This window comes from Streptomyces sp. AHU1 (assembly GCF_045343905.1).
Classification (GTDB): Bacteria; Actinomycetota; Actinomycetes; order Streptomycetales; family Streptomycetaceae; genus Streptomyces; species Streptomyces triticiradicis.
Map to the genome: position 1 here is coordinate 3981769 of NZ_CP174283.1, position 13656 is coordinate 3995424.

A 13656-nucleotide genomic window follows, 5' to 3' on the forward strand; every position below is an offset into this window, starting at 1 on the left:
CCCCGGGTGGACCGACAGTCGGTCCGCCCGGGAACGGCGGCGCCGGCCTGGAGATCCTCGTCACAGGGGACCCCGTCACGGTGCCGGATCCGGGCTGCTCCAGGGCCGAGGACGGTGCGTGCGGACGGGTCCGGCCAACCTCACAGATAAATCTCAGACATCTTCATAGCGAATACCGGTCATCCAGCAGGTAAAGTCCGACCACCTTCTCGAAGCAGAGAACGTCCGTACGCATCGGCTTCCGGCTCGTGGTCATCCGACCCGCTGGTCAGCGAAGCCGTGCGCGGGAATGTTGAGTCGCCTGGAGCCCGCGAAGTGTCAGCCTCATCCGTGCCCGCCCGGTTGCGCACCGCGGCGGCCCGCCTCCTCCTGCCCACGGTGCTCGCCGTGACGTTCGCCGGTCAGGCGGTGGGGGCACTCCTCCCCAGCGTCCCCCTGCTCGTGGCCTGCGCCGCGATCGGGCTGACGGTCGACTACGCCCTGCACCGATGGCAGCAGAGCACGGCCGCCACCCTCGGAAAACTGCACGCGACGGTGTTCGCGCGCCAGGTCGTCCGGGACATGCTGCTGGTGACCGGCCTGATCCGGATCGAGGACCAGGACTACGAGACGAAGTACCTGGCGCTCATCTGCGGTCTGCTGGTCTTCTACGGCCTGCACTTCGCCTGCCAGGCGCTCGCGATCCTCGTGCGCCGCAGCCGCACCCTGCCCGTGGTGACCCGGAACATCGACGCCTCACCGCTGCAGCTGAGCCCCGGCCTCCCGGCGCTGGTGATGCAGCGCTCCGGACAGCGGCTCCTCCTGTTCTCCCTGCCCTCGACGGCCGGCCTGCTGGCCACCGCGACGAGCGGCTCGGCCCGGTGGGCCGCCGCGGGAATCGCCCTGTCCGCCGCCTTCGCGGTGGTGACCGTCGGCATGCTGATGCTGCGGCTGCTGCCGGGACGCAGGCCGAAGACGGGCGATCAGGCGCTGGAGTGGTTCGAGGCGTGGCTCGCGGAGTACCAGCCGACGGTGGGCATGTACTTCTCCGGCGGCACCAGCTCGGTGTACCAGGCGAACATGTGGCTGGAGCCGCTGGCCAAGCTGGAAGGCCGTCCGCTGATCGTGCTGCGTGAGCGGTTCATGGTGAAGCAGATCGCGTCCACCGACATCCCGATCGTGTGCCTGCCGAAGGTCGCCGACCTGATGCGGCTGGAGCAGTCCACGCTGAAGATGCTGATCCACCCCTCGAACTCGGGCAAGACCTCGCAGGTGCTGCGCATCCCCACCATCAAGCACGCGTTCGTCAACCACGGCGAGAGCGACAAGCTGTCCAGCTGCAACCCGTACGCGAAGGCGTACGACGAGGTGTGGGTGGCCGGTCCCGCGGCGCGCGAGCGGTACGCCCTGGCGGACGTGGGCATCGACGACAAGGACGTCGTGGAGGTCGGACGCCCGCAGCTGGACGCGATCCAGCCGCACACCGGCGCGCCCACAGGCGCGTACACCACGGTCCTCTACGCCCCCACCTGGGAGGGCTGGGACGGCAACCCGGGCAACACCTCGATCATCGAGGCCGGCGAGAACATCGTCCGCGCCCTCCTGGCCGATCCGAAGGTCCGGCTCCTGTACAAGCCGCACCCGCTGACCGGATCGGTCGTCCCCCGGGCCGGAGCCGCCAACGTCCGGATCCAGGAGATGATCCGCGCCGCGAACGCCCTCCGTGCCGCGGAACACCCCGATGAGCGTCCGGCGCCCTCCGCGGCGACGGAACTGGCCCTCCGGACCGCCGAACTCGAGAAGCTGACCACGACCTCGTTCCGGAGGGGCGCGGACGACGTGGAGCGGATGCTGCTCCAGTCGGTCCCGGAACCCGGGCGCGCCGCGGCCGTGGCCGCCGCCACCGCCGCCTGGGAGACCGCGCACTGGGCTTCGTTCCCCGCGTGGGAGCACCGGATCATCGTCGAGTCGCGGCCGAACGTCTACGCCTGCTTCAACACCGCCGACGTGTTGATCAGCGATGTCTCCAGCGTCATCTCCGACTACCTGGCGAGCGAGAAGCCCTACGCCGTCACGAACACCAGCGGCCTTTCCGAGCAGGAATTCCGCGACGCCTTCCCCACCGTCCGGGCGGGTGCCGTCCTCACCCCGGACGCCTCCGGCGTACCGGCCCTGCTGGAGTCCGTGCGCCACCCCGAGAAGGACCCCTACGCCGAGGCCCGCGCCGAGCTCAAGCTGCACCTGCTGGGTCCCTCCGACCCGCCGTCCGCCGTCCGCTTCAACGACGCCGCCCTCGCCCTGTGCGCGACGGCCGACGCCCGCCTGGCGGCCATGGCGGTGCGGGCGCTCCCGGCGATCCCGAGCCAGCGGGAGGCCGGGGCGGCGCTGGAGAGCGAGCCCGTCAAGGGCTGAGTCCCCGGGACGTGTACGACGGTGTCCCACGAAACGGCCGGCATGCGCACCGCTCGGTGCGGATGCCGGCCGTTCCCGTGGGACGCTCCGTTTCCGGCTCTAGGCGGCGCCGCTGACGTCCGGGGCGATGTAGCGCCGGTGCAGCGGGTGGAAGGACGTGTCGGGGGTACCGGTGATCCCGGCCTTCTGGACCGCGGGGGCGAGGCGTTCGGCGAAGAAGGTCTCGAACGCCTGCTGGGACTCCCAGACGTCGGTGACGTGCAGTCCCCGGGCGTCGAACCAGGCCACGTGCATCTGGCCGCCGGCCCCCGGGACCTCCTCCCATTGGACCGCGTCCCGCACCGTGTCGTACTGCTCCGGCGTGGCTTCCGCCCAGTGCATCGACATCACGATCGCCATGTCCAGCCCCTTGCTGTTCGTAGTGGTGCCGTCGTTCTCGGAACCGGCAGACATCCGTTCGGCGCCGCTCACATCTCCACGGGGGCCGAAGGCGTTCCCCGCCGGTACCGGGCACCGGGATCGTTCCACCCGCCGGGCCGCACCGGACAGAGCGTGCGGGGGCACTCCGGCGCCCGCGGAAGGCCTCGTACGCTCACCGCGGGCGCCTCCGCGGCCGTGGAAGTCTCCGAAGGGGGCCTCCTGCCACGGAGGCCCCCGGGCCGGAGCGCGGCCCTCCTCCGCCCCTCTCAGTTCTGGTGGACCCGGTCGCTTCCCGGGCCGCCGGAGAGGGTGTCCGTGCCGGAACCTCCGTGCAGGAGGTCGTTGCCGCTGTTGCCGTAGATCTTGTCGTTGCCGGAGTCGCCGTAGAGGCGGTCGTTGCCGCGGCCGCCCTGGATGTTGTCGGCGCCCGCGTTGCCGTGGATCGTGTCGTTGCCGTCGTCGCCGAACAGGCCGTTGTCGTAGTCGACGTAGCTGCCGTCGGCCTCGCTGACACCGCCGCTCAGGACGTCGTTGCCCGCGCCGCCGTGGCAGGTGTAGCCGCAGGAGGTGAGGGTGTCGTCGCCCGCGCCGCCGAAGGCGCCCTCGCCGTAGACGCCGCCGCCCCCGGACAGGCGGTCGTTGCCGTCCTGGCCGTAGAGGACGTCACGGCCGTGGCCGGTGAGGGTGTCGTTGCCGGTCCCGCCGTAGATGCGGGAGTACCCGTGGTTGTCGGGGTCGACCGTCGCGGTGTCGTTGCCGTCCCCGAGGCTGACGATCAGGGTGTCGAGGTCGGAGCCCGAGGTGTTGGGCTCGGTGACCGTGCAGACCGCCTGGGTGGTGTCGCCCGAGGCGGGACGGACACAGCCCGCGCCGAGGGAGATCTTCACCGTGTCGTCGAACGTGTAGATGTAGTCGGCGAGCTGGGAGTCGGGGTCGGTCGCGCCGAGCGCCCAGGAGATCTTCAGGTGGTTCGTCTGTCCGGCGGCCGCCGTGTAGTACAGCTTCTGGCCGGTGGAGACCGCCTTGGCGGTCCTGGAGTCCGCGGCGGTCGCCGTCGGGACGGCGACCGCCGCGGACACGGCGACCGTGGCCGCGGCGAGCGCCAGCGCTTTCGGAAGGACGGCGGTACGACGGCTGAACATGGTTCCCCCTCGTCGGGTTTCCGCGGCCTGGCGGCTCGGCGGGTCTGTCGTTGCGGGGCCGTGGGCGCTCCGGTGTGCCCAGGCACCCCGTTCGACGTCGGTGGGGGATGGGGGGTTGTGACCCCTGTCGTACGACTTCCTTCGGTTCAGGGAGAGTTCATCTCCGATTGCCGTCCCCTTGGTGCGGACGGCTTCGGACGTTGGCACTCCGGGGGCGTGGCGCGGCGCCGGAGCAGCGCGGGGGCCAGGCTCAGCGTCACGGCGATCGAGGCGGCGGCCATCACCGTCATCGCCGTTGCGGGCGAGGCGAGTTGGGCGATCACGCCCGCCAGCGCCGCGCTCACGCCCTGCATCGTCAGCATGCCCGCCGTGTGGAGCCCGAGGGCGTGGCCGCTGAGCTCGTCGGGGATCAGGGCCACCAGCCGTTCCTGCTGGATCAGGCTCGCCCCGAAGCCGATCGAGGCGAGGGCGGCGAGGGCCGCCGCCACGGCCGCTCCCGGACGCAGGACGAAGAAGAGGTACGGCGTCGCGAGGAGCAGCAGGAACGGGATGCCCAGACGGGCACGGACCCGGGGCGGCAGCAGGCGTCCGGTCGTCACGTCGCCCACGAACATGCCGAGGGCCGCGCAGGCGAACAGCGCGCCGGCCCGGCCCGGCGCGTACGACACGTACAGCGATTCACAGCCGACGACCAGGCCGTTCGGCACCCAGAGCAGGAGGTAGAGGGTGCGGCGCTCCGGTGAGGAGAAGAGGCGGGCGTTCGCGTGCCAGGTCCGGGCGACGGACGGGCGGCCCGAGGCGCGGGGGGCCCGGGGCGTCAGACCGAGCCGGGCGGTCAGGGCGGCCGCCAGGTACAGCCCGGCCGCCAGGAGGAGCGTGACGCGCGGGGACAGCAGGACCACGAGGACGCCTCCGGCCGCGTACCCGGTGATCTGGGCCAGCCCGCTCATCATGTTGAACACCGAACGCCCCAGCAGATAGCCCTCCTTGGCCAGGATCTCGGTCAGCAGGCCCCACAGGACCCCGCCGCCGAAGGACTGGACCAGGCCGAGGAGCAGGAGGAGGGCGAAGACCGTCCAAACCGGGAGACCGGGGACCGCCATCACCGCCGTGCCGAGCCCGAAGACGAGCGCGACACCCGCCACCGCCGCGCGCGGCGGCAGCCGGTCGGCGGCCGAGAGCAGGGTGGTCGCGCCGGCCACCTGGGCGAGCGAGGGCCCGAACATGCTCAGCGCGGTGAGCAGCGGCGAGCCGGTCGCCCGGTGGACGAGGGTGCCGAGGGCCAGACCGCTCACCGTCGAGGCGGCGGTCCGGAGACAGGAGGACAGGAAGAGCGGGGTGAACTCCCGCGTGCGGAAGAGCTCGGAGTAGCTGCGCATCCGCGGAGTCTGCGGGGCCGCCCGGGCGGTCGATACTGTTTCGCGCGGGTGCGAAACGTCAGGGGCGGGAGGGGGCCGGGCATGGGCTGGTGGCAGGTGAACGCCGACACCCTCGCCGGGAGCCGCTTCGTGCTGTCGCCCCTCGCCGAGACGTTCGCCTGTCTGAAGCTGCTGCACACGGACACCGCCACGCACCCCGGTGAACGCGCCTGGCTGGACGCCCGGCTCCCGGCGTACCGCGGGCGGCTGGCCGCCGACCCGGTCACCGCGCTGCTCGTGCGGTGCGGGCTCGGGCGGGAGTGGATCGCCGACTTCCTCACCCCGACCCCGTACGGCGACGAGACCTTCGGTACCGAGGTCGCCCGGGTGCGGGAGGCAGCGCCCGAGGAGGCCCGCGCCCATCTCGTCCGCGCGGTGGGCGGTCCGCTGCCCGCCGCCCTCGCGGACCGCGACGATCTGCCCGAGCGGGCCGCCGCGCTGCTCACCGCCGTCTGGGAGGAGGCCGTGCGCCCCGACTGGGAACGGCGGCGGCGCGTCCTGGAGGCCGACGTGGTGGCGCGGACCGCGCGGCTCGGCCAGGGGGGCTGGGCGGCGGCGCTGGACGGGCTGCGGCCCGGGACGCGCTGGCTCGGCGGCAACCGGCTCCAGGTCAACCTCCACGAGTACCCGCCGCGCGAGATCTCCGGCGCCGAACTCGTCTTCGTCCCCGTCACGCCGAAGGCCGGCTGGGTGTCCTGGGAGGGGTCCCGCCGCTACGCCGTGGTCTACCCGTGCTCGGGCGCGCTGGCCGACGCGGGGGCCGTGGTGGTCCCGGAGAGCCTCGGGGCGCTGCTCGGGACGGCCCGGGCCGGCGTCCTGGTCCGCCTCGACTCGCCCCTGTCCACCAGTCAGCTGGTCGCCGTGACCGGCCAGGGGCTGGGATCGGTCGGCCGCCACCTGCGGGTGCTGCTGGACGCGCGGCTCGTGGAACGGCGGCGGGCGGGACGGTCGGTGCTGTACTCGCGCACGGCCGCCGGTGAGGTGCTCGTCACAGCGCAGCGCCAGGACCTGCCCGGAGCACGGGAATTGCCGGACGGGCCCGGGGAGCGGAGCGGCCGGACCGGCGGGAGCGCCACCTACCGGAGTTAGCATCCGCTTATGACTACTGACAACACCGGTACCTCCGTGCTCGACGTCGAGATCGGCGCCCTCCAGGGGGGCTCCGCCGACCTGTCCCAGTACGCCGGCAAGGCCGTCCTCGTCGTGAACGTGGCCTCCAAGTGCGGACTGACCCCGCAGTACGCCGGTCTCGAGCGCCTGCAGGCGCGCTACGCCGACCAGGGCTTCACCGTCCTCGGCGTGCCCTGCAACCAGTTCCTCGGCCAGGAGCCGGGAAGCTCCGAGGAGATCGCCGAGTTCTGCTCCGCGACCTACGGCGTGACCTTCCCGATGACCGAGAAGGTCGAGGTGAACGGTGACGCGCGGCACGGGCTGTACGAGCGTCTGGTGGGCACCGCCGACGCCGAGGGGCACTCCGGTGACATCCGCTGGAACTTCGAGAAGTTCCTGATCGGGCGCGACGGCTCGGTCGTCGGCCGCTTCTCGCCGCAGACCGAGCCGGAGGCGGCGGAGCTGGTCTCCGCGGTCGAGAAGGCCATCGGCTGAACCCGCCCCGCCGTTGACCTTGCCCCAGGGGCAAGGTGGAGCGTCCCTGTCACCGGGCGGAAGGCGCCCGGTGACGGAGGATGACGGGGTGGACGAGGACCTGCTCACCATCGGCGCGTTCGCCTCGCGGGCGCGGCTCTCGGCGAAGGCGCTGCGGCTGTACGACCGGCTGGGGCTGCTGGCCCCGGCGTACGTCGACGAGGCCAGCGGCTACCGCTACTACCGGGCCGGGCAGATCGAACGGGCCCGGCTCGTCGCGCTGCTGCGCCAGCTCGACATGCCGCTGGCGCGGATCGCGGACGTGGTGGAGGCACGCGGAACGGAAGCCGCCGCGCTGCTCGCCGCGTACTGGGAGGGCGCCGAGGAACGGTTCGCCTCGCAGCGGGCGCTCGCCGACTACCTCCGTGGACGTCTTTCCGGGAGGAGTTCCGAGATGTACGAGAAGTTCGCCGTCGAGACCGCCGAGGTGCCCGAGCGGGTCGTGCTGACCGAGAAGCGGCACGTCCTGGCGCCCGAGCTGCCGGTGTGGATCCCCGGCTCGCTGGGACGGCTGGAGGAGGGCGCCCGGGAGGCGGGGGGCGTCACGGCGCCGCCGTTCGTCGTGTACCACGCCGAGGTCACCATGGAGAGCGACGGTCCGGCCGAGGCGTGCGTGCCGGTCGCCGACGAGGCCGCGGCACGGGCCTGGGCGGAACGGCAGGGCCGGGCCGGCGGGGCCGGGGTCCGGGTCGAGCCCGCCCGGCGGATCGCCTTCGCCCGCATCACCAAGGCCCAGGTCGCCCATCCGCAGATCCTCGCCGCCTTCGAGGCGGTCGAGAACTGGGCCGCCGAACGGGGGCTGTCCGTCGACGGCCCGTGCCGGGAGATCTACTTCGCCGACTGGGACGCGGCGGGACCGCAGGACCCGGTGTGCGACGTGGCGTTCCCGGTGAGGTGAGCTGCGTTCCCCGCGACGTGACGTGACCGGGCGCGGAGCGACGGCACGGCGCGGCACGGCCGCCGCGCCACGCCCGCCTCCGTGTCACGGCGCCCACTTGGTGCGGTGCAGCGCCCACCTTCGTGTGACATTGCGGGCGCCGCGCCCGGGAGCCGTGTACGAGTGGGTAGTTTCGGTGGTCTCGTCCCCTCTCGGGAGTTCGCTGTGCCTTCTGTCGCTTCCTCTGTCCATGTTCCCGCCCCCGCGCCGGGAGGCGGGGCGTCCACGGAAGTGGCGGAACACCGGCTCCGGTGGGAGGGCTACGCGTACACCGCGCGGGTCTCCCGGTTCGGCTCCCCCGTCACGGAGCCGCTGCTCGTGCTCGGCGGCTCGGACCAGACGCGGTACTCGTGGACGCGGCACGAGCGGTGGCTCGGGGAGCTCGGGACCGTCGTCACGGTGGACCTGCCCGGGTTCGGGGACGCGGACTTCCTGCCCGTGGAGCACGGGATCGACTTCCTGGCCGAGTGCGCGGCCCACATGGTGCGCGAACTCGGCCTCGGCCCGGTGAACCTGTACGCGGGGTGCTACGGCGCGGCGGTCGGGCTCCGGCTCGCCCAGCGGCGTCCGGAACTGCTGCGCCGGGTCGCCGTGCAGGGGATGCCGGACCGCGTCCCGGGCTGGTTCGCCGAGACGCTCGTGGAGTGGGTCCGGCTCCTGGAGCAGGAACGCATCGAGGAGGCCGCCGAGGAGGCCGTCCGGTGCTTCGTGCCGCCGCCCGGCGAGCACACCGTGCGCAAGCACGCCGCGCTGACCCGGCTGATGTACCGGCAGTTCGCGGCGCGGACCCCGCGTGACGTCGCCGTGACGGTGGAGCGGAACCGGCGGCTGCTGGCCCACGAGTGGTACCGGCGGGCTCCCGTCCCCGCCGTCCCGTACCTCGTGTTCACCGGCGAGCACGACACGCTGGCCACGCCCGACATGGCCCGCTCGGTGGCGGCGGACCTGCCGGGCGCGTGGTTCACCACGCTCACGGAGTGCGGCCACCTGGCCCATCTCCAGCGGCCCCAGGACTTCTGCGATCTGCTCGTCCGCTTCTTCCGCGACCACCGGCCGCAGGACGCGGGCCTGCCGTACTGCGGCCCGTTCGAGCGGTTCCAGGACCGCTAGGCGCTCAGCGCAGCCCAAGGCCTCAGCGCAGCTCCTCCGGGCACGGTGTTCCCCGGGGGAGCTGGTACGGCGCCGCGAGCCGGTAGGTGCCCGGCCTGGGGGCGAGCAGCTCCGTCCACGTGTCGCCCGCCGCCGTCTCCTCCGTCGGCGTCAGACAGCCGTTGAGGTTGTCGTACGTCTTCGGGGCGCCGTCCGCGCGGCGCTTGGACGCCTTCGTCTCCCGGGGCGCCTCCAGGCTCTTGCCGTCCTCGTCGACGATGCTCAGCCACGGCGAGTACGGGATGCGGATGAGGATGCGGCCCGCCTCCTTGACCTCGATGGTCATCTCGCCCTGCTCGGCCAGGTCGACGACGGCGTGCGGCTCGGCGAGCGGGGTGGGGTCGGTGACGGTGAAGAGCTGCCAGTTGGCGTCGCCCCAGATCTGCCGGAGATAGGGCATGCCCCGCTGGACGAGTTCGCGCTCGCGCTGGCCGCCGTCGCCGTCCGGCTCGCCCTTGGGCAGCACGACGTAGTGGATGGCCCAGCGCTGCAGCCATTCGTGGTAGTTCGCGGAGTTGAGCGTGTCGTCGTAGAAGAGCGGGTTGCGCTTCATGTCGGCCTGGCGGTTCCAGCCGCGGGCGAGGTTCACGTAGGGGGCGAGGGCGGACGCCTCGCGGTGCGAGCGGGCGGGAACGACCTCGACGCGGCCCTTCTCGGCGTCCGCGAGCTGGAGCTGGTGGACGAGGGGGGCCAGCTCGCGCGCCCAGGACGCCTCGGGGGTCGTGTGCACGATGTCGTCCCCCGTCTTGATCCCGATCCACACGGTGAACCCGACGAGGGCGACGACGGTGACGTACCACTTGCGCGACTTCGGCACGGTGAAGGGCAGCGCGGCGACCAGGGCGACTCCGGCGAACAGCATCGCCAGGCGCGTGATGTTCGAGCCGATCTGGGAGCTGATCAGCCAGACGAGGACCACCGCGAGGCCGTACACCGCCGCCGTGATCCGTACCGTCGTCCACTCCTTGGGGACCACGTAGTAGACCGAGGCCGCGGACGCGAACGGCAGGATGACCGAGAAGAACGTCATCGGCTGGGTGCCCGAGAAGGGGAACAGCAGGGCCGAGAGCCCGACCACGACCGTCGGGGCGATGCCGAGGGCGTAGGCGCCCGGGCGGCGCTTCTGGAGGAACATGGCCGCGGCCAGCAGGCCCACGAACAGTCCGGCGACCGGTGAGGCGGCCGTGGCGAGCGCGGCGAGCGGCGCCGCGCACAGGGCCTTCGCCCAGCGCTTGTAGCGCCAGCGGTGGGGCCAGCAGAAGACGACGGCGACCGCGCCGAGCGCGAACGCCGTGCCGAGGCCGTACGTCACCCGGCCCGAGATGGCGTTGCAGACCAGCGCGAAGACACCCGCGAGCGACGTGGCGACCGGGTTCCGGACGGTCCGGCTGCGGACGAGGATCAGCGTCAGCAGGCCGGCCGAGATCGTCCCGGCGATCATCATCGTCGTGCGGACGCCGAGCACCGACATCAGGTACGGCGACACCACGCTGTAGGAGACGGGGTGCATCCCGCCGTACCAGGCGAGGTTGTACGCCGAGTCCGGGTGCCGGCCGACGAACTCCGCCCACGCGTCCTGCGCCGCCAGGTCGCCGCCACTGTTCGCGAACGTGAAGAACCACACGATGTGGAGCACGCCGGCGAAGACGGTGAAGACGGTGACGGGGTAGCGGCGGAGGAGGCCGCGCAGCGCGGTGGCGACCGGGGAACCCGGTGCGGACGGCCCGGTCCCGCCGGGCTCCCCCGCGGCGGGGTCACCGCCCGGGTCCGGGTCCGCGCCTACGTCACGGACCGCCTCGCGGGCGCCTGCGGGCAGCGGTATTCGCGGGTCCGTCCCCTGGCCCGCGTCATCGGCGTGTGTCGGCTCCACTGTCGCCACTGCAAGGTTCTCCCGGTGTCCCGTCGGTCCGTTCTGGGCCGGGACCCGCGGCTCGCCAGCAGCCCCGATTAGCGCGACGCTAGCACGCGGTCCGCCGGACGGTCCCCGAGTGGGACGCCGTCCGACGGACCGCGGTGCGGATGCCGCTCCCCGCCGTACGTCACCGGTGCGTGCGCGCGTACGTCACCGGGGTGCGGGTCCGCTCAGCCGACGCGGGTCACCTTCGCGCCGAAGCCGGGCTCGGCGAGGTCCGACTTGAGCGCGACGGGGATGCGAACGGCCTCGCTGGAACCGTCGCCGACCCTCAGCTCGCCGACGACCGTGCCCGCCTTGCCGGTGTGCGGGACAGCGGACCCGCCCTCGCCGATGCTCAGCTTCGTCTTCAGGCCGGGCCAGCCGATCGCGGTCATGTTCTTCGTGGCGACGACCGGGGTCCGGCCGCCGAGCTGGTCGTCCACGTACCCGACGACCTGGCCCTTCTTCACCACCGTGGCGGTGATCAGGCTCTTCTGGACCTTGTCGATCAGCTTCTGGCTGTTCACGAGCGCCAGGTGGAGGCTGTCCCAGACCTTGCCGGTGCCGGCGTCCTGGTTCATCACCGCGCCGTAGATCGTCTGCGTCTTGCCGTCCACGACCTTGGTCGCGGCCCACACCAGGTTGCCGCCGGCGGGCGTCGACGAACCGGTCTTCAGGCCGATCACGCCGACCTGCTGGACCAGCAGGTCGTTGTTGTTGTAGATCGTGCCGGGCAGCCCCGGGATGTCCGCCTTGGCCATCCCCACGATGCTGCGGAAGACGTCGTTCTTCATGACCTCCTTGGCCAGCTTGACCTGGTCCGTGGCCGTGCTGACCGTCGTCTTCTGCAGACCGCTCGGGTCCGTGTACGTCGTGTTCGTCATGCCGAGGTCCTTGGCCGCGGCGTTCATCTTGGCGACGAAGCTCTTGGCGTCGGAGTCCCAGCGGCCCAGCAGCCGCGCCACGTTGTTGCTTGAGGGGATCATCAGCATCTGGAGCATCTGGCGCTCGGTGAACTGCTGGCCCTTCGTCATCGGCGCCTTCGACTCGTCCGGCAGCTTCGACTCGTCCTCGGCCTGCTGGTCGACGGTGATCTTCTCGCCCTCCTCGTTCCCCTTCAGCGGGTGTTCCTTGAGGATCACGTACGCCGTCATGATCTTGGCGACGCTCGCCGTGGGGGCGGGGGTCTGCTTGCCGTCGGTCCCGAGGACGCCCACGCCGTCCACCTCGATCGCGGACTGGCCCTGACCGGGCCAGGGCAGGTCGAGGGCGCCGCCGTCGAAGGTGTACGTGCTGTCGGCGCTGAGCTCGAGAGCCGCGGCCGGCAGCGGACGGAAGGCCTGCGCGACCGCAAAGACCAGCACGAGCAGCAGGACCAGCGGGGTCCAGATCTTGACCCGCCGCACGAGGGTGCGGACCGGGGTCTGCGGCGGCGGCGGGGTGTTCGTCAGCTCGGCGAGCAGGTCCAGCGGGGGCTTCGGCGGAAGCGGGAGCTGGGTGGTGCGCTCGGGACCGACCTGCGGAATGGCCGCGGTGGCCGCCGCGGGTCTGTCCACCGGCTTCGGGGCGGGCGCGGGCTTGGGCGCGGGCGCCGCGGTCCGCTCGGACTCGGACTTCGCGGCCCACTGGGGCTTCTTGGTCCGCTCGGGCTTCTCCGCGGGTTCCGGCTTCGCGGCGGGCTCGGGCTTCGCGGTGGGTTCCGGCTTCGCGGCGGGTTCCGGCTTCGCCGCGGGCTCGGGATCGGGCTTCTCGGTCTCGGCGGGCTCGGGCTTCGGGCGCACCGGCGGGAAGTCGTCGAGCCGGTTCAGGGGGACGAACTTGCTGGTGCGCACGGGGGCACCGGCGGGCTTGGCACCGGGCTCGTCGGCGGACTTGTCCGCGGGCTCCTCCGCCGGGTCGGCCGCGGGCTTCTCGTCGGCCGGCTTCCGGGCGGCGCCGCCCAGCTTGAGCATCGTGGTGGGCTGGTCCACGGACGGGCGCCGGGGAGTCCTGAAGACGGCGGTGGCCTGGTCGACGCGGGGCTCGGGGACGGAGTCCTCGACGGCCTCCGCGTCCGGGACGTCGTCGGTCTTCGCGTCGGACGGCTCGTCGGAGACCGTGTCCGAGATCTCGTCCGCCGGGGTGTCCGAGGGGTCGCCGGAGGAGTCGGCGGCGTCCTCGGGTTCGGCGTCGTCCTCGTCCTCGGGTTCGGCGTCCGCGGGAGCCCCGTCAGAGACGGCCTCCGGCTCCCGGCCGGACCCGGCGTCCTCGTCCGTGTCGGCGTCGGCATCGATGTCGCGGTCGGACTCGGCGTCCTCGTCCTCGTCCGTGTCCGTGTCCGCGTCGGCGTCGGCGTCGGCGTCGGCGGACGCGTCCTCGGCCTCGCCGGAGGCCTCCGTGCCGTCCGTGTCCGCGCCGGACGCCTCGGCGTCCTCCTCGGGCCCGTCACCCTCCGCGGAGCCGGAGCCGGAGCCGTCCTCGTCCGATCCGGCGACCCACGCGGCCACCGCCGCGCGCAGCCGGGTGTCGCCCTCGGCGTTCTTGGTCCCGGAAGCACCGTCGTCGTCGGCGGACTCGGAGACACGCTCCGGCTCCGCCGTACGGGAGGCGTCCGCCTTGCCGGAGGCCTCACCCGACAGCGCCTTCGTGGAGAACACCGCCGTCGCCTGATCCACCCGTACC

10 protein-coding genes are annotated in these 13656 nt (G+C 72.6%); 5 read left to right on the forward strand and 5 right to left on the reverse strand.

All coding sequences use genetic code 11. The features are described from left to right. Positions 1 to 315: 315 nt before the first annotated feature. Positions 316 to 2391 carry a hypothetical protein gene (locus ACICHK_RS17780; RefSeq protein WP_406837680.1) on the forward strand — a complete coding sequence of 692 codons (2076 nt, stop codon included), beginning with the start codon at positions 316 to 318 and terminating at the stop codon, positions 2389 to 2391. Between the two features lie 99 nt (positions 2392 to 2490). Here the strand turns inward: ACICHK_RS17780 and ACICHK_RS17785 are convergent, their stop codons facing one another. The 3 genes from ACICHK_RS17785 to ACICHK_RS17795 all read right to left on the reverse strand — a co-directional run bounded on the left by ACICHK_RS17785 (position 2491) and on the right by ACICHK_RS17795 (position 5332). After that, on the reverse strand, positions 2491 to 2844 hold the full coding sequence (locus ACICHK_RS17785) for a hypothetical protein (protein WP_406837681.1): 354 nt from the start codon (positions 2842 to 2844) through the stop codon (positions 2491 to 2493). A gap of 233 nt (positions 2845 to 3077) precedes the next feature. Next, the gene (locus ACICHK_RS17790) at positions 3078 to 3953 is read right to left on the reverse strand and encodes a calcium-binding protein (RefSeq protein WP_406837682.1); all 876 of its coding nucleotides are present in this window, start codon (positions 3951 to 3953) and stop codon (positions 3078 to 3080) included. A 146-nt stretch (positions 3954 to 4099) separates the two neighbouring features. After that, on the reverse strand, positions 4100 to 5332 hold the full coding sequence (locus ACICHK_RS17795) for an MFS transporter (RefSeq protein ID WP_406837683.1): 1233 nt from the start codon (positions 5330 to 5332) through the stop codon (positions 4100 to 4102). Positions 5333 to 5413: 81 nt separating this feature from the next. Here ACICHK_RS17795 and ACICHK_RS17800 point away from each other — a divergent pair, with 81 nt between their 5' ends. The 4 genes from ACICHK_RS17800 to ACICHK_RS17815 all read left to right on the forward strand — a co-directional run bounded on the left by ACICHK_RS17800 (position 5414) and on the right by ACICHK_RS17815 (position 9062). After that, entirely contained in the window at positions 5414 to 6460 is a 1047-nt protein-coding gene (locus ACICHK_RS17800; protein ID WP_406837684.1) for an ArsR/SmtB family transcription factor, read from the forward strand. 9 nt (positions 6461 to 6469) lie between these two features. Further along, positions 6470 to 6976, forward strand: coding sequence for a glutathione peroxidase (locus ACICHK_RS17805; protein WP_151469299.1), 507 nt, complete (start codon positions 6470 to 6472; stop codon positions 6974 to 6976). Positions 6977 to 7046: 70 nt separating this feature from the next. Next, a complete protein-coding gene (locus ACICHK_RS17810) occupies positions 7047 to 7913 on the forward strand; it encodes a MerR family transcriptional regulator (RefSeq protein ID WP_406837685.1) in 867 nt (288 codons plus the stop codon). Between the two features lie 204 nt (positions 7914 to 8117). Then, positions 8118 to 9062 carry an alpha/beta fold hydrolase gene (locus ACICHK_RS17815; protein ID WP_406837686.1) on the forward strand — a complete coding sequence of 315 codons (945 nt, stop codon included), beginning with the start codon at positions 8118 to 8120 and terminating at the stop codon, positions 9060 to 9062. 22 nt (positions 9063 to 9084) lie between these two features. Here ACICHK_RS17815 and ACICHK_RS17820 read toward each other — a convergent pair whose 3' ends face one another. Both ACICHK_RS17820 and ACICHK_RS17825 read right to left on the reverse strand, forming a co-directional pair. Next, positions 9085 to 10980 (reverse strand): MFS transporter, encoded by a 1896-nt coding sequence (locus ACICHK_RS17820; RefSeq protein ID WP_406837687.1) that lies wholly within the window; start codon positions 10978 to 10980, stop codon positions 9085 to 9087. A 203-nt stretch (positions 10981 to 11183) separates the two neighbouring features. Continuing rightward, complete coding sequence (locus ACICHK_RS17825; protein ID WP_406837688.1) at positions 11184 to 13649, reverse strand: serine hydrolase; 2466 nt, start codon at positions 13647 to 13649, stop codon at positions 11184 to 11186. Positions 13650 to 13656 lie beyond the last annotated feature (7 nt).

Coding starts and splice junctions, on each gene's coding strand:
- ACICHK_RS17785 (WP_406837681.1), bottom strand. CDS start 2,844: ATGTCTGCCGGTTCCGAGAACGACGGCACCACTACGAACAGCAAGGGG.
- ACICHK_RS17790 (WP_406837682.1), bottom strand. CDS start 3,953: ATGTTCAGCCGTCGTACCGCCGTCCTTCCGAAAGCGCTGGCGCTCGCC.
- ACICHK_RS17795 (WP_406837683.1), bottom strand. CDS start 5,332: ATGCGCAGCTACTCCGAGCTCTTCCGCACGCGGGAGTTCACCCCGCTC.
- ACICHK_RS17800 (WP_406837684.1), top strand. CDS start 5,414: ATGGGCTGGTGGCAGGTGAACGCCGACACCCTCGCCGGGAGCCGCTTC.
- ACICHK_RS17805 (WP_151469299.1), top strand. CDS start 6,470: ATGACTACTGACAACACCGGTACCTCCGTGCTCGACGTCGAGATCGGC.